At 31.0% G+C, this 16,082-nt stretch carries 15 protein-coding genes, 1 riboswitch and 1 other annotated feature; of the genes, 1 reads left to right on the top strand and 14 read right to left on the bottom strand.

Annotated features, from left to right (window positions below; translation table 11 throughout):
• Positions 1–36: 36 nt before the first annotated feature.
• From EDD60_RS00620 to thiT, 11 genes are all read right to left on the bottom strand, one after another.
• Positions 37–852 carry a folate family ECF transporter S component gene (locus EDD60_RS00620; protein ID WP_066447405.1) on the bottom strand — a complete coding sequence of 272 codons (816 nt, stop codon included), beginning with the start codon at positions 850–852 and terminating at the stop codon, positions 37–39.
• Between the two features lie 221 nt (positions 853–1,073).
• Positions 1,074–2,465 carry a D-2-hydroxyacid dehydrogenase gene (locus EDD60_RS00615; RefSeq protein WP_082787384.1) on the bottom strand — a complete coding sequence of 464 codons (1,392 nt, stop codon included), beginning with the start codon at positions 2,463–2,465 and terminating at the stop codon, positions 1,074–1,076.
• A complete protein-coding gene (locus EDD60_RS00610; protein WP_066447406.1) occupies positions 2,452–3,918 on the bottom strand; it encodes a metallophosphoesterase family protein in 1,467 nt (488 codons plus the stop codon). Before EDD60_RS00610 ends, EDD60_RS00615 begins: the two co-directional genes overlap by 14 nt.
• A gap of 83 nt (positions 3,919–4,001) precedes the next feature.
• A complete protein-coding gene (gene asnS / locus EDD60_RS00605; RefSeq protein ID WP_066447407.1) occupies positions 4,002–5,387 on the bottom strand; it encodes an asparagine--tRNA ligase in 1,386 nt (461 codons plus the stop codon).
• Positions 5,388–5,427: 40 nt separating this feature from the next.
• Positions 5,428–5,641: a binding site (T-box leader), on the bottom strand.
• Between the two features lie 47 nt (positions 5,642–5,688).
• Complete coding sequence (locus EDD60_RS00600) at positions 5,689–6,336, bottom strand: redox-sensing transcriptional repressor Rex (RefSeq protein ID WP_066447410.1); 648 nt, start codon at positions 6,334–6,336, stop codon at positions 5,689–5,691.
• Positions 6,329–7,336: a tRNA (adenosine(37)-N6)-threonylcarbamoyltransferase complex transferase subunit TsaD gene (gene tsaD, locus EDD60_RS00595; protein ID WP_066447413.1), complete on the bottom strand. Its 1,008-nt coding sequence runs from the start codon at positions 7,334–7,336 to the stop codon at positions 6,329–6,331. The genes EDD60_RS00600 and tsaD overlap by 8 nt, the downstream gene beginning before the upstream one ends.
• Positions 7,333–7,779, bottom strand: a complete 447-nt coding sequence (gene rimI, locus EDD60_RS00590) for a ribosomal protein S18-alanine N-acetyltransferase (protein ID WP_066447417.1) — start codon at positions 7,777–7,779, stop codon at positions 7,333–7,335. The genes tsaD and rimI overlap by 4 nt, the downstream gene beginning before the upstream one ends.
• Positions 7,770–8,375, bottom strand: coding sequence for a tRNA (adenosine(37)-N6)-threonylcarbamoyltransferase complex dimerization subunit type 1 TsaB (gene tsaB, locus EDD60_RS00585; protein WP_066447421.1), 606 nt, complete (start codon positions 8,373–8,375; stop codon positions 7,770–7,772). Before tsaB ends, rimI begins: the two co-directional genes overlap by 10 nt.
• Positions 8,369–8,815, bottom strand: a complete 447-nt coding sequence (gene tsaE / locus EDD60_RS00580; protein ID WP_066447428.1) for a tRNA (adenosine(37)-N6)-threonylcarbamoyltransferase complex ATPase subunit type 1 TsaE — start codon at positions 8,813–8,815, stop codon at positions 8,369–8,371. The genes tsaB and tsaE overlap by 7 nt, the downstream gene beginning before the upstream one ends.
• 13 nt (positions 8,816–8,828) lie before the next feature.
• A complete protein-coding gene (locus EDD60_RS00575; protein ID WP_066447433.1) occupies positions 8,829–9,365 on the bottom strand; it encodes a DUF402 domain-containing protein in 537 nt (178 codons plus the stop codon).
• A 178-nt stretch (positions 9,366–9,543) separates the two neighbouring features.
• Positions 9,544–10,095 (bottom strand): energy-coupled thiamine transporter ThiT, encoded by a 552-nt coding sequence (gene thiT / locus EDD60_RS00570; RefSeq protein ID WP_243646596.1) that lies wholly within the window; start codon positions 10,093–10,095, stop codon positions 9,544–9,546.
• Between the two features lie 73 nt (positions 10,096–10,168).
• A riboswitch (TPP riboswitch) is annotated at positions 10,169–10,268 on the bottom strand.
• Positions 10,269–10,424: 156 nt separating this feature from the next.
• On the opposite strand from thiT, the gene EDD60_RS00565 reads away from it, so the two are divergent.
• A complete protein-coding gene (locus tag EDD60_RS00565; RefSeq protein WP_066447437.1) occupies positions 10,425–11,615 on the top strand; it encodes an acetate/propionate family kinase in 1,191 nt (396 codons plus the stop codon).
• 49 nt (positions 11,616–11,664) lie between these two features.
• Here the strand turns inward: EDD60_RS00565 and EDD60_RS00560 are convergent, their stop codons facing one another.
• The 3 genes from EDD60_RS00560 to EDD60_RS00550 form a co-directional block, all read right to left on the bottom strand.
• Positions 11,665–13,809, bottom strand: coding sequence for a collagen binding domain-containing protein (locus EDD60_RS00560; protein ID WP_396627782.1), 2,145 nt, complete (start codon positions 13,807–13,809; stop codon positions 11,665–11,667).
• A 132-nt stretch (positions 13,810–13,941) separates the two neighbouring features.
• Complete coding sequence (locus EDD60_RS00555; protein ID WP_066447448.1) at positions 13,942–15,390, bottom strand: thioester domain-containing protein; 1,449 nt, start codon at positions 15,388–15,390, stop codon at positions 13,942–13,944.
• Between the two features lie 151 nt (positions 15,391–15,541).
• Complete coding sequence (locus tag EDD60_RS00550) at positions 15,542–16,072, bottom strand: hypothetical protein (RefSeq protein ID WP_066447451.1); 531 nt, start codon at positions 16,070–16,072, stop codon at positions 15,542–15,544.
• Positions 16,073–16,082 lie beyond the last annotated feature (10 nt).

Below are 16,082 nucleotides of genomic sequence, written 5' to 3'. Positions count from 1 at the left end.
AAAAAAGCAACAAGATGAATAATCATCTTGCTGCTTTTAGCGTTCTAATCGTAATAAAATTCTTTTCATTAATTTAATTAATGTATATCCAATAAAAATTTCTATTGGTAAGACAGCACATTCTTTAATGACACGAATACATAAAGAAACAACAAATGGAATTTTATACATCATATCTAACCATAATGGTGTTAAACACAATGTAACAACAATTTCAACTAAAGTGACACAAAGAATCCAAGTCGAAAATTCCTTTGCTTCTTGATCATGTATCTGTCTTTTTAAGACAAGTATTAAGATAATAAAGATAGCTGTTAATGCTAAACAAATAGAAATCAAAGTTATCTTTTCTTGTGAAGTTATGACATGAAGTGTTTGAGAAATAGTTATTTCATTTAATCCATAGACATAAACTGACGCGCCAATTCCTAAAATAGAAATAAGTCCAATGACAATATATTGAACATTTTTCTCACTTACCATTTTTGCATGTTCTTTCACTAATGAAGGAATGACACTCACTAAGATAGTTCCTAAAGTAAACCCAAAAAACGGAAAACCAGTGGGAACCAAAATCAATCCAATCACATCGCTACATAAACCAACTAAAAAGGCATAACTAGGTGCTAAGAAATATCCTGCTAACATTAACGGAATATATTCAAATCCAATTTTCAAACTTTCAGCACCAAATAAAGGAATCATAATGGCTAGTCTTTTACATATTGCAGTTAAAATAATAAAAATAGCTGCAATGACTAATTTCATGACATTTCCTTTTTCAAAAGGATAAAATTTAAAAACATAAAAACCAAGCGCAATAATAATAATTGCAATAACAATCTGTTCCATAACATAATGCTACTTCAACAGCAAATTTTTTCCTGCTTCTACCTCATTTCTAGTCCACAGGCGTTAATTCCGATCAAAAGACCGTACATTCTTTGCTACTAACGTAGACTCCTCCTTCTTCATAATATATAGTCTATATATTAACGATAAATCTATCAAAATACAACATTTTTTTACTTAAATTTCCTTTTTTCACAAAAAAAGAGAAGATTTTTCTTCTCTTATGCATTGACAATATTACGATTTTCACCCTTTAAAAAAGCTAAAATATTTTCATAAACCTCATTTACACATCTTTGTCTTGCTTCAATTGAACCCCAACCAATATGTGGTGTAAAAATCACTTTAGACATATCTTTGATAGTATATAAAACATCATCTTCTAATAATGGTTCATGTTCAAAAACATCTAATCCTACACCAGATAAATGACCTTCATTTAAAACTTTAACAAGAGCTTCTTCTTCAATAATTCCACCACGTCCAACATTAATCAAATAAGCATTTTCTTTCATTTGACGTAATGCTTTTTCATCAAATAAATATTTTGTATTTTCATTTAATGGAGCATGAATACTAATAATATCAGATGATTTTAACAACGTTTCAAAATTAACTTGTTGATAATCACTTGTTGCATTTCTTCCACTTGTTGAATAATATTGAACTTTTGCCCCCATTGCACTCGCAATCCCAGCGACTTTACGTCCAATATCACCTAATCCAACAATTCCCCAAGTTAGTGAAGATACATCATGGAAAACATCATCAAAATAACTAAAACGTCCACTTTGAGTATATTGTTTTGATTTTACAAAATGATCATATGTTGCATTTTTTTCAACCAAGTGCATCAATAATGCTAATGTATGTTGAGCAACGGTATCAGTTGAGTACCCTTTGACATTTGCTACTTTAATGCCATGAGATTGACAATATTGTAAATCTACATTATTTGTTCCAGTTGCAAATAAACAAATTAATTTTAACTGTGTTAAACCTTCTAAGACTTCAGCAGTCATTTGATTTTTATTTGTAATGACAATTTGAGCATCTAAAATACGTTCTCTTACTTCATCTTGTTTTGTATCTTCGTACATCACAACATTTCCTAAAGTTTGAAACTTTGATAAATCCACATCTTTTCCAACAGATGCACTTTGTAAGATAACAATCTTAACTTCTTGCGCTTTTAATAAGCTCATTACATCATGGTAACTCTTTCCTTTTAACATCTCACCCAAATGAATAGCCTCATTTAAATCTAAAATCGAAGATTTTAAAGCAATTCCACACATTGTTTGATCAACAATCTGAAAATTCAAAACATGTCCAATCATCGCCATTCCTAATGCTTTAGATGTCATCGTTTTATAATCTTCAATACTTGTTAAAAGATTTTCTTTAAAATGTTCTTCTGATTTTGCACATGCTATTAAACAGCTTGCAAGTGAATCATATTTTAAGATTTCATCACGAATAGAATCATGATAAAGAATTGGTAAAACAATATCATATAAATCCATCGGAACAGGTGCCCCATAACCTTTTGTAAAGTTATATAACAAAGCTAACCCTAATTCCTCATCTTTCATTTTATCAACTATTTTCATTCTCTACACCCTCCTCAAATAAATAGACTTCAACACGTTGTCTTTCAGCCTTAGCTTTATCATCATAAAAAATCATACATGTTTTCATCTTTTGATCAAATCGATTATATTTTACTACATTATATGAAATATAACGACTTTTACTTTCTTTCAATCCACCAGTTGCACTTCCAGCCCCGATATAATAGGCATAATTTTCTTTTCTAAAGAATGGTAAATGTTTATGACCATGAAATATATATCGGATATGTTTCTTTTCAATCCATTGAATTAAATCAGGCGCATCCATTAAAACCTTTGATGTCTCTACAATCCGATTAATAAACGTTTTTTCATGCCATTTTGTTTTAATAAATTGAGCTTTGCTAATTGGATAAACATGATGATGAAGCATCAAAATCAAGGCATAATCTTCTAAATGATCAATAGCTTCCAATTCATCATCAATTTCATTTAACTGACGATGCCCAACTTTTCCACGTGCTAAATTGCCTTCACTGGTTGTATCCATCTTAATCAAAATAATCTTTTCATCTTCAATAACCTTAATACTTTCACCTAATAAATAAGCAATGACTTTACTCTTTTGATTTCTAGCCATATTAAAGCCATGAACAATGACATCATGATTTCCTAAAATAAACGTCACATCTGCTTTATATTGTTTTTTTATTCGATTCATAAAATCATTTGCTAAATACATATTTTTACGATTTGGTGATTCCATTAAATCACCCGTAATGAGAACCTTTAATTTCTCTTTTGATTTTAATAAAGGAACAATATAATCTAATGAATTATATAATTGCATTAATCCTTTTTGACGTTTATTTTGTCCTAAATGAAGATCACTTAATTGAATAAAATAAGAATCATTTTCATAATCATTATAAACTTTAAATAAATCTTCATGATTTTCAATATGTTTAAATAATTCAGATAATTCATCTTTTGAACGAAGTGGTTTAAAGACTTGTTTTTCATGTTGAAAAATCAAAAATCCAGGCCATAAATCAGCATGATTCATTGCACAGAAAAATGCTGGAAAAGGATCAAAGAAAGATAAATCACTTCTTAAGAAACTTTCTTTAATGGTATAGAAATTAACATCCTGATATTTTAGAAAATCAATACTGAATTGTTGTTCATCTTGAAAACCAGGAATATAAAGGATATGTGTTTGATCAATATATTGATCAGATAATTCCTGCATAGATTTAGAAAATTTATTGTGTAATATATAATCAATATCTTCTGCCATCATTTTTTTTGAAAACATCATAAAATTTTCCTTTGTAATTGTTTTTAGAACTGTACAAGGAATTTGATGATCTTCTAACCATTTACAAAAAGCTTGGATATATTCATAAGAAGATGTAAAATCTCGCATATAGGCCAATTCATTTTGATAAACGATATTAAAAAAAGTGTTAATAAAATCAATATCTCTCACCTTTTCTCACCTCGCCGTGTTTATTATACTACAAAAATAATCAATTGAATATATAAGAAAAGAGCGAATTTTATCTTTCGCCCTTAGAATTTTAAATTTCTTGGTGTTCTTGGGAATGGTTCAACATCTCTGATATTTTGCATACCAGTTAAATACATTAAGAAACGATCAAAACCTAAACCAAATCCAGCATGTTTACATCCACCAAATCTTCTTAAATCCATATACCATTGAAGGCCTTCTTTAGCCATTCCTTTTTCATCCATGATTTTTTCTAAAACATCATATCTTTCTTCACGTTGGCTTCCTCCAACCAATTCACCAATACCAGGAACTAACAAGTCACAAGCTGCTACTGTCTTTCCATCATCATTTAAACGCATATAGAAAGCTTTAATTTCTTTAGGATAATCTGTTAAGAATACTGGGCCCCCAACAATTTGTTCACAAATATAACGTTCGTGTTCACTGTTTAAATCCATACCCCATTCTACTTTGTTTTCAAACTTCACATCAGCTTTTTCTAATAATTCAATTGCTTCTGTATAAGTCATACGTTTAAATTCACTATCTCTGACATGAGTGATACGTTTGATACAATCTTTATCAATCATTTGTTCAAAGAATTTCATTTCTTCAGGAGCATTGTCTAATACATATTCAATACAATATTTCACCATATCTTCAATTAAATCCATATCATCTTCTAAATCAGCAAATGCAATTTCTGGTTCAATCATCCAGAATTCACTGGCATGACGTGATGTATTTGAATTTTCAGCTCTAAATGCTGGTCCAAATGTATAAACATCTCTAAAAGCCATACAGAATGCTTCAACATGTAATTGTCCAGTAACCGTTAAAAATGCTTCTTTACCAAAGAAATCTTTATCAAAATCAGTATTATCAATGGTAGTTGCTCTAAACATTTCTCCAGCCCCTTCACCATCATTACTTGTAATTAATGGTGTATGCACATACACAAATCCTTGTGATTGGAAAAATTCATGAATAGCCATTGATAAAACACTTCTTAATCTAAACATTGCATAAAAAGTATTGGCACGTGGTCTTAAATGTGGAATTTCTCGCATGTATTCAAAAGAATGACGTTTCTTTTGAAGTGGAAAATCATCATCACATGCCCCTTCAATCACAACTTGTGTAGCTTCAATTTCAAAAGGTTGTTTTGCTTCAGGAGTTAATTTAAATTTTCCTAAAACACGAATAGCACTTCCTGTACTAATACGTTTAACTTCATCATAATTATCTAATGTTTCTTTCAAATAAACAACTTGGCAATTTCTAAAATATGTTCCATCATTTAAAGCAATGAATCCAACTTTTCCATTATCCCTATTTGTACGCACCCAACCATCTAATTCTACATACTCTAAACTTTCTGTTTCGAACTCCTCACCTGACATAACCATTTCATAGAGTTCTCTTACTGTCATAAATTCAAACATTTCTTCTCCTCCTTTTTCAAATAAAAAAAGCCATTCCTTACAAAGGAACGACTGATATCGCGGTACCATCCTTATTCATAATTTTTAAAATTATGCACTCTAGGACTCTAACGCTGTCTTGCGGGATAGTCTACTTTCATTTCTCCTATCCAGTTCATTGAGTGTTCCTTATTTTCTTTGGCTCTCTTGCTTTCACCATCCAAGAGTCGCTTCTAGTCAAAATTGAAAATAAGTTCTCAAATCACAACCTGTACAAATATTATTAACATCTTTTCGTGATTATTTCAATACTTTTTAAAGATTATTCATCATTTGCATGCATTTTTAAGACAAGTTCTTGAATTGCCACAACAACATCAACCGTTTGGACAACAACATCATCATGCACAGTAAAATGAGTATGGGTAAAATCAACAATTCCTTTCACCCCTAAAGCCATCAAACGATCTACGGTTTCTTGAACTTTATCACTAATTGCCAAGATTGCAATTTTACATCCCTTAGGGAAAGTTTTTTCTAAATCATCAATATGATTTAATTTTACTCCAAATCGTTCTCCAACTTTATTTTGATCTTGATCATAACCACAAACAATTTTACCAACAGTATATTGCCAACGATTATATTTTAAGATAGCACTTCCTAAATTACCCACACCAATTAAAATAATTGGTTCATCTAAACCTAAACCTAAAACATTATTTAAAATATTAATAATTTCTTTTGTATCATAACCAATTCCTCTTTTTCCCAAAGATTCTTTATCAGTTAAGAAACCAAAATCACGACGAATTGTCGTATCTAAAATACCTGTTGCCTCTGCTAATTCACTTGATAAAAAATTTTCTTTACCTTCATGTTGCATATTTCTCAAGGCTTTAAGATATCTTGGAAAACGCGACATTGTTGCTTTTGAAATCTTTTGATGTTTTTTCTCCACATTATTCATCGACACTTTCCTCCTCTAAATCATAAGATGGTTTCACACTTAAATCAAGTGGTGAAAATCTTTGATGTTCATACATAATACGTCCTGCTGAAGCAATCATAGCAGCATTATCTGTGCAATAGCTCATTGGTGGGAATAACACTTTTATTGGACTTTCTTGACTTAACTTTTGTCGTAATCCTTTATTTGCACTCACTCCACCAGCTACAATGATTTCATTAACATTGTAATCTTTAGCTGCCTTAATTGTTTTAGAAACCAAAACTTCTAAAGCTACTTCCTGAAATGAACAAGCCAAATCACTAGGAACAATATCCTCTCCACGCTGAGAAGCATTATGACACAAATTAATCACTGCTGATTTTAAACCACTAAAAGAAAAGTTATAGCTATCATCATTTAATGGTAAAGGGAGATGATAAGCATGCTTTCCTTCAGCAGCCATTTTATCAATAACCGGTCCACCAGGATAAGGCAAATGTAAAACACGTCCAACCTTATCATAAGCTTCACCAATTGCATCATCCAGTGTTTGACCAATGACCTCAAATGAAAATTCACTTTTCATATAAACAAGTTCACTATGTCCTCCACTGACAACCAGACATAAACATGGATATTTAATATCTTCTACCAATTCATTGGCATAAATATGTCCAGCAATATGATGAACTCCAATTAATGGCTTATGATAGGCAAGTGCTAATGTTTTTGCCGCCTGCATACCAACATGTAAAGATCCAACCAATCCTGGTCCTTTTGTGACTGCAATGGCATCTATATCAGCCATATTGATATTTGCTTGTTGTAATGCTGTTTTTAAAACTGTTGAAACACATTCAACATGCATACGACTCGCAATCTCTGGTACGACACCTCCAAATAATCGATGAGTATCTATCTGTGATGCCACAACATTACATAATAGTTCCCGTTTATCTTTCAAAATTGCAATTGACATTTCATCACAGCTTGACTCTATCGCAAGTATTAAACTCATTTTTGTCCCTCCAATCTCTTTGTCATTAAATAAGCATCTTCATGATTATCTTGATAATAATCTTTACGAATAGCTTGTTTTTCAAAACCTAAACTTTCATATAAAGCAATCGCTTTCGTATTTGAAATACGGACTTCTAAACTGATAACTTCACATCTTTCACTGGCTAGTTCAAGCATAGCTTCCATCAAATATCTTCCTAATCCTTGATGTTGATAATCAGGATCTATTCCAATTGTTGTAATTTGTGCTTGTTCATAAATCAACCACAAACCAACATATCCTACAATCTTTTCATCTAATTCTAAAACATAGTTAAATGAAAATTGATTTTCTAATATTTCATAAAGAAAATCTGCTTGACTCCAAGATGATGTAAAAAGTGTTTGTTCTAATTCTACAACCCGCTTTAAATCATCAATATCCATAGCTCTTATAAGCATATTTTCTTTGCCTCAACATCTTTTAAATAACGTGGCACCAAAGCATCTACATTATCAATTGCTTCTTCATCTTTAGCAAGAATATATAAATGATGAGCCAAATCAACCTCTTTCATTGGATAATTGACAACTTGTGTTTGTCCCACAACATCAAATCCTTCATAATCTTTCATAAATTCCATGAAATCAGAGATTGGTAATAATTGTTCATGAATCAATGGTTTTCCACATTCATAAGCACAAACAAAAATCTTTTGACTTCTGGCATCTATAACCGAAACACATTTTTGCTTTCCTGCATAAGCCGCCAAAGAAGATATGACTTTAATCTTAACTGGTGAAATCACACTTAATGTTTTCGCAATTGTCATTGCAACTCTCTCACCGGTATATGATCCCGGTCCACAAGTTATAATCATTTCATCAATATCTAACAATTCTTTTTGATGCTTTTCTAATAAAGAAGCAAGATATGGAATAGCATTTTCTGATTGTCTTTGTGACCCTAATTCTTGAATCGTTTCTATACATTGATCATCTTCATATAATGAAACCATTAAATACTGATTAGATGTATCCATTATCAAACTTAACATAGTCCTAACTCCTTTACAATTTTTTCATATTTTTCACCATGAGGCTTTAAAATCATTGAACGTGATTCATCTTCATTTTTCAAAATTTGAATTTCCAACTTTTCTGAAGGTAAAATATCTTGAATATAAATAGGCCATTCAATCACACAAACCCCTTCATCTTCAAACATTTCTTCAAACCCTAATTCTTCATCCTGACCTTCTAAACGATAAGCATCAAAATGATATAAAGGAAGTTTTCCTTGATAAACTTTAACAATCGTAAAAGTCGGAGAATTAATAACTTTCTTAATGCCTAAGCCTTTTCCAATCCCTTTAGTGAATGTCGTCTTGCCAGCTCCCAGTTCGCCTTCTAAAGTTAAAATCGAACCAGGAAATAATAATCCTGCAAGTTTTTCACCAAAATCAATCATTGCTTGTTCACTTTGAAAATGAATCATATTAATACCTCCTCTATCTTCTTTGTATACGTTGCTGATACACATGATACCAATGTTCAGCAAATCCTGGTCTAAATGGTCCAGACATATTCATTGTCATTTGAATCAATTCATCTAACTGTCGATTTAAAATATCATCTAATTCTTCACCATAATTCATTTGTTCTTTATGTTGATGGTATTCTTCTTCATCAAGTATTTTATATTTATAATCAGGAAAAACCTTTAAATCCAAATCATAATCAATATATTTTAATGCATCCCCATCATAAAGTGTTGGAGAAGCAATATTACAATAAAAATGAACACCATTTTTACGAATCATACATATCACATTATACCACTCATGCTTTGGAAAATAACAGATAGCTGGTTCTCTTGTATACCACTTTCTACCATCTGATTCAGTAACTAACGTTCGATTATTAATCACAATGAAATGTTCACTCGTTTCTTCTAAAACAAAGCCTTTATTCCAACAGCGATGAATATTTCCATCATGCTTATAACAATGAATAAGCACATCATGACCTACTAATGGTTTATTCATAAACATACCTCTTTCTCAATAACATAAACATTATACACAAAAATACATCTTTTTGAAAGTTTTATTATTGATGAATATCACAGATATCTCATCAAAGTTTATTTTTTCACATATTAATATAAATTTTATCTCATCATAATAGAAAAGACGTACTTTGTACGTCTTAGAAAATAATCAACTATTTATGAAAAACTGATTTTAAACGTGGACATAAAATAGGAACAACAACCATACAAAGAATCATTGTGACTAAATTATATGGTAAATTATATCCCAATGAATAAATAATTGGATTCATTCCTTCAGGAGCATATTCAGCAAACAAGAATGCACCACTTAAAAAATGTGATATATATTTTAAAAACATGGCAAAAATAATCCCCCAATAGATTGGTACACTTCCAATTTTTGTTGGTTTCAATAATCCTGCCAAACCACATACTGCTAAAGGTAAAACATAATCAAGCAATACAGACCAAGGTCCCCAATAACTTGCTATACCTAAAGCAAATTGTAAAATAGCAACCCCTACGCCACAAATAACGCCATATCCAGTACCCATCAAATAAGCACATAAGAAAATAGCAATAATATCGATTGATATTGTTCCTCCTTGGGGCATTTCTGGAATGATCTTATTCACATACCCTAAAACAATTGTTAAAGCCATAAACATCGCTAATTGGACCATTGTTTTGACATTCAAGTCCACTTCAAATAATTTTTTCACTTCTTTTTCCTCCATTTTATATAAAATTGGAGCCTGCAAATAAAAAAGCTCTCCTACGAGCGTAAGAAAGCAAAAAAATCACTATTTGCACTCTCTACGCTGGCATTACCCAGTTCAGATGATAAGGGATAAGGTTTCTACCTTTCTCAGCAAAAGCACCCCTGGCTCGATAACTATTATAACCCTTAATCAAAAGATATCAAGGAATTATTAACTTATTTGACATATTTTAACTCAGTTGTCTATTTGTTCATTTTTTCACGTACTTTTCCCTAGTTTTTTTTCATTTTAATGCTATAATAAAAGGGAATTAAGGGAGGACGAAATATATGTCAAAAGTTATTGCAGTGAACGCAGGTAGTTCATCATTAAAATTCCAATTATTCGAAATGGATAATGAAACAGTTATTACTTCTGGAGTGATTGAAAGAATTGGTATGGAAGATTCTATTTTCACAATCAAATATAACGGTGAAAAAGATGTTCGTACTTTAGCTATTCCAACTCATAAAGAAGCTGTTCATTTATTATTAGATACATTAATGGAGAAGAATATTGTAACTTCATTAGATGAAATTAAAGGTGTTGGACACAGAGTTGTTCAAGGTGGTTCTTATTTTAAAGAATCAGCAATTATTGATGAAGATGTTGTTAATAAAATTGATGAATTAAAATCTTTAGCTCCTTTACATAATCCAGCTCACTTAACTGGTTATTATGCTTTTAAAGAAGCGATTCCTAATGCTGGTGCTGTTGCTGTATTTGATACTGCTTTCCATCAAACATTAGAACCAAAATGTTATATTTATCCTATTCCATATAAATTCTATACTGATTATAAAGTAAGAAAATATGGTGCTCATGGAACTTCACATTACTATGTTTCTCAAAGAGTTATTGAAAAATTAGGAAATCCAGAACATTCTAAAATTATCGTTGCTCATTTAGGAGCAGGTGGTTCTTTAACTGCTATTAAAGATGGAAAATCTATCAATACTTCAATGGGATTCACGCCATTAGCTGGTATCATGATGGGAACTCGTAGTGGTGACTTAGATCCATCAATCATCGATTATTTAATTGAACAAGTTGGTATGGATATGAAAGATGTTATCCGTATGTTAAATAAAGAATCTGGTTTATTAGGTGTTTCAGGTGTATCTAGTGACTTTAGAGATGTCTTAGCTGCAGCTGATGAAGGAAATGAAAGAGCAAAACTTGCTATTGATATTTTCTTTAGACGTGTTATTGCTTATATTGGTAGATATTTTATTGCTTTAGGTGGATGTGATGCAATTGCCTTTACAGCTGGTATTGGTGAAAATTCTGCTTATGCAAGAAAAGAAATTCTTTCATTAGTTAGTGAAGCTTTAGGTATTGTCATTGATGATGATGCTAACGAAAATGGTGATGGTGAACGTTTAATCACAAAACCAGAATCAAAAATCAAAGTTTATGTTATCCCAACAAATGAAGAATTAGTCATTGCAAGAGATACAAAACGTTTATTAAACTTATAATCAAAAGCTATGTATGAGGTAGGTCAAATGACCTACCTCATTTTATATATCAATAACGCTTTTTTCTTCTTAAAGATAACAGTATTGAAATACTTGATAAAATCATAAGTGTTGATAAAACAAATAAAGATGTTTGATCTTCGGTTTTAACAACAACCTTGGGAATACGTTCATTTTCATACAAAATACAAATTTCTTTTCCTACGCCTTCTAATTGGTCATCAATCACTATTTTTTTAACTTCATGACTCAATTGATATCCCTGAGGAGCCTTTGTTTCCTTGATATAATATGTCCCATAAGGTAAATTCTCAAATATAACATTTCCGATATTCTGATTAGCACGCATGACCTCCATAAGTTTTGTACAAGCTTCATCCACATATAAACCAAATTCAAAATCTAATGATTGAATTGGCTTTTTACTTTGAGCATCAATTTTCATAACAGATATATCTGTAAGAATTTGTTCATCAATCATTTCAATATTTTGATTATCCTTACCATCAACAACAAATTCAATAGATTGTGAAGTATGATAACCATAAGGTGCTTCAAGTTCTTCTAAACGATATTGATGACCAACAATAAGTCCATTGATACGATGCTTTGTCTCATCACTAATCCATTGATCAACAATATTTTTCGTTTTCGTATCAACAACTTGTAACTTTGCACCTTTGAGCATCTGTCCATCTTTATCTATCTTTTTAACCTCAACGACCTTATCTTCCATAATAACTTTTTCCATATCTTTTGAATAAGTAAATGTTATAGAAGAAGCTATTGCATAACCTAATGGTGCTTGATCTTCAATCAGTGTATACACTTGATTATAAATTAATCCTTTAACAAGATGTGATTGTTCTGTTGAAATCCATTCATCAATAACTTTTCCTTGAACATCTATTAAGCGCATATATGCTCCAGACAATTCATGTCCTAAAATATCAGTTTTAGAAAATTCTATTTCTGTCAATTTATTTTCAACTGTTTTTTCAATAACATATTCCTGAGTTGTCATATCTTTCATTTCAAAATCAAAAAGAATCGGTTCTTCTAATAAATGATAACCCTCTAAAGTAGACACTTCTTCTAACTTATAAGTGACTTTACCTGTACCTAATGGAATCCCCTTTATTTCTAGCATTCCCTTTTCATTGACTTGATATATTCCATCTTTTCCACCGGTTAAATGAACAAGTTCTCCTTGATGATAAATCACTTTTCCACTAGCTGGATCAATAACATCACTATTAGCAATTAACTTAAATGATGCTCCTTTAATAAGTTCTTTTTTCCCTTCAAATTTCTTATGTAAAATCAATTTACCAGTTGGTTTTGTATTAACAATCTTAACTGTAATCATTGGTTCATTATCTTCATCAAAAGTCATATCACTATGATGAGATGAAATATGAACCTTGATTTCATCTCCTAATAAAAATCCTTGTGGTGACTTTATTTCACAAATCGTATATTCACCTTGTACTAACATATTATCTAAAACAGCTATTCCTTGTTCATTTGTTTCCCATTGCTCTTTTTCATTAAGACCAACTTTTTGTTTAATAAAATGACCATCCTTATCTTTCAGCTTAAAAGTTGCATGGGATAAAGTCATCTTTTGACCTTTTTCATCTTCTTTGATAAGTCTTAACCATGCCTTAAATGGGGCATTATTCACCATTCGATATTCTATTTCTTGATCCTTATCAATATCAACAAAGAAATCACCACCAGCCATATAATTATCTGGAGTCTTTGTTTCTTTAACTAAATACATTCCAAAAGGAATATCTTCACTTTTCCCTCGTCCTTGTTCATCAGTTTTGATAATCGCATAAGTTTTTGCTTTCTGCCACCCTACACTTTTGACTTCACTATAAAGCTTCATCGTAAATTCAACACCTTGTAAGCCATGAACAACACCACTTTGACCATCATTTCCGCTTTTGGCAACTTCTAGTTTTCCTTTTATCACTTGTTCCTTAGATATCACCTTTTCTAAAACAACTTTTTGAGTTGAATTATGAGACGATAGATGAACAATATGATTATTGTCTTTAAGATATCCATGACTTGCCTTTATTTCTTCAATTCTATAAATACCCATTGGTAAATTTGACCAGTGAATATGTGCTTCTTTATCTGTATTTTGTTGTCCTACATCTCCCCATGTACTATTTCCAATTGTTTTGATTGAAATGATTTCATCTTTTGCATATAAAACACTTCCATCACTTGGATTTAAAATAGCTTCATCTGCTTTTAAAACATATTGAGCCTTTTCTAAAGCTCCATCCCCTTGCGCATGACCAACCTCTCAATCTTCTTTAATCAATTCAATTTCACCAACAACTGCTTCATTATAAATAGCAATCTCATAAATCTTTCCATTTTCTTCAACAAACTGACTTTCTGTTAAAGTTGCGATGACGTAATTTTGTGGAGCTTTCTTTTCTCTTATTGTATAAGTTCCATAATCAAGCAAACCACTTTTAGCAATTCCATTGTTATTTGTTGAAATTGTTTCAATCCATTGATTATCCTTTAAGATATCAAATTCCACTCCTGCTTGCTGAACCACTTGATTAGTTTTCTTATCATACTTTGTAACTTGAATATAACCTTGTTTCCATTGATTCATTTGGGTAAAGGTTGTTGTCTTATCTGTCTCTATTTCAATTTTATGAATCGTTGGATCCAAAATCAAATGACTTGGAACTTTTGTTTCTTGGATATAAATTGCTCCTGTATATAAATCATTAATTGTCACTGTTCCATCTGATGAAGTTGTATATGTCCCTAGTGGTGAGGACATATCACTGTTATAAGAAATTTTAAATTCAACATGGGGTACATATTGACCTTTGTTATCTTTTTTAGCAAGCTTCAAACTTCCGGTTCCCATTATGACTTGAAAATTTGCATAATCTGCATCACCAAAACCTGCTCGTAATAATTTTTGAGCTTTTCCACTACTATAGACAAGTGGTTTCCCCATTTCATCTTGGCGCTTTTCATCCCCTAATATCAACTGACAAGAACGACTTTGATCAAACAAACTATCTGTCCATATCTTTAATGACTGACCACTTTTTTCAATATGTAAACCACTATCCTTCAATAAATCATAATCACTAAGCACTGCATTATTGTCTTTAATAACTGTCGCATTTTCTTTTCCAATTCCATTTAAAACAATGGTTTGATTATGAAAAGAAGGTTTTTTCATTTCAAAATGTTCTTTTGCTAATTTTCTGATTTCATTATAATCCTTAATAAATTCATCATAATTCAAACGATGATTAGCTTTTCCCGTAGATGCTGATTTATTAGGCATCGTTCCATCATAAGCCGCAAAAGAATACTCATAATTACTGACATAGCTCCATAATGCAAATTGCGTTGCAGCATATCTCTCATAAGACTTATCGCCTTTATAACCATATCCAAAATAGGCTATATAATTCACATATTTCTTCTTACTCGCACTATATGTTGTATACTCATCAGTTGGAACATATGAATTTCCTACTTCAGTCGCAATATCATATTCGAGACAAAAAACTTTTTCACCTCCAAGTGTCCATATTCCTGATGATGTATTCCAATTCGCATTAGGATTACTTGATTTAAAACGAATAAAAAAATTCCCATCATTACTAAGGGAATAATTAGTCGCATTAACATTTGTTACATTTAATGATACTGTTGATAATAACATCAAAAAACAAAGCACAACTCGTAAAATCTTTTCTACTTTTTTCATACTCTTTCTCCTCACATTTATTTTTTTACCTAACTTAAATCCTTCTAAGTAAACCCACTCCAATACATAATTTCCTCCTTTTCATATCAAAAAAGAACCAGATTGCTCTGATTCTCTATTGATTAAGACTCTATCTGATACACAAATTCAATTAGTCAGATGACATATCAAATAAATTTTTCTCAACAAACTCTATAATTTCTTCTTTTGGTGTTAAAACTTCATAAAATGATTTTCTTAAATCTAATCTTTGAATATCTACCGATCGAATATCACTTAATTGAATTCGACACTGCGTTATATGTGTATCAGTTTTTATTTTAATATCCTTTTCGAAAAGCGGATTGGCTGGTGTTGAGTCTTTTTTTATTGAAGTACAAGGGATCACAAGCATTTTATATCCCATATCCTTTAAAACATAGCACCAATGGCCATCCATCAATTCTTTGGGAAATCCACGTCCAATATTGAAATAAGCTAACTCATGCACATGTGGACGTTTATGTACGTGATAATAAGTATCATCACAATCTCCATCTTTTACAAGATGACAATAAAAATACTCTAATTGATTGGTCTGATGTAATAATGCATAACTATATTTCTCTACATCATAGATACCAGACTGTTCTAACTTCTTTAATGATTCATTCATTTCCATTAAATTACTTTGCACACTCATAATAACCCTC

The organism is Longibaculum muris (assembly GCF_004343035.1).
Lineage (GTDB): Bacteria > Bacillota_I > Bacilli_A > Erysipelotrichales > Coprobacillaceae > Longibaculum > Longibaculum muris.
The sequence above is the reverse complement of the archived record's forward strand: the minus strand, read 5'-3'. Positions and strand labels throughout refer to the sequence as shown.

Excerpts from the sequence above, each read along its gene's own strand:
- tsaD (WP_066447413.1), bottom strand. The coding sequence starts at position 7,336 with ATGAGTTTAATACTTGCGATAGAGTCAAGCTGTGATGAAATGTCAATT.
- tsaE (WP_066447428.1), bottom strand. The coding sequence starts at position 8,815 with ATGATTCATTTTCAAAGTGAACAAGCAATGATTGATTTTGGTGAAAAA.
- EDD60_RS00615 (WP_082787384.1), bottom strand. The coding sequence starts at position 2,465 with ATGAAAATAGTTGATAAAATGAAAGATGAGGAATTAGGGTTAGCTTTG.
- EDD60_RS00600 (WP_066447410.1), bottom strand. The coding sequence starts at position 6,336 with ATGAATAATGTGGAGAAAAAACATCAAAAGATTTCAAAAGCAACAATG.
- EDD60_RS00620 (WP_066447405.1), bottom strand. The coding sequence starts at position 852 with ATGGAACAGATTGTTATTGCAATTATTATTATTGCGCTTGGTTTTTAT.
- EDD60_RS00555 (WP_066447448.1), bottom strand. The coding sequence starts at position 15,390 with ATGAAAAAAGTAGAAAAGATTTTACGAGTTGTGCTTTGTTTTTTGATG.
- rimI (WP_066447417.1), bottom strand. The coding sequence starts at position 7,779 with ATGCTTATAAGAGCTATGGATATTGATGATTTAAAGCGGGTTGTAGAA.
- tsaB (WP_066447421.1), bottom strand. The coding sequence starts at position 8,375 with ATGTTAAGTTTGATAATGGATACATCTAATCAGTATTTAATGGTTTCA.
- EDD60_RS00575 (WP_066447433.1), bottom strand. The coding sequence starts at position 9,365 with ATGAATAAACCATTAGTAGGTCATGATGTGCTTATTCATTGTTATAAG.
- EDD60_RS00550 (WP_066447451.1), bottom strand. The coding sequence starts at position 16,072 with ATGAGTGTGCAAAGTAATTTAATGGAAATGAATGAATCATTAAAGAAG.
- EDD60_RS00565 (WP_066447437.1), top strand. The coding sequence starts at position 10,425 with ATGTCAAAAGTTATTGCAGTGAACGCAGGTAGTTCATCATTAAAATTC.
- asnS (WP_066447407.1), bottom strand. The coding sequence starts at position 5,387 with ATGTTTGAATTTATGACAGTAAGAGAACTCTATGAAATGGTTATGTCA.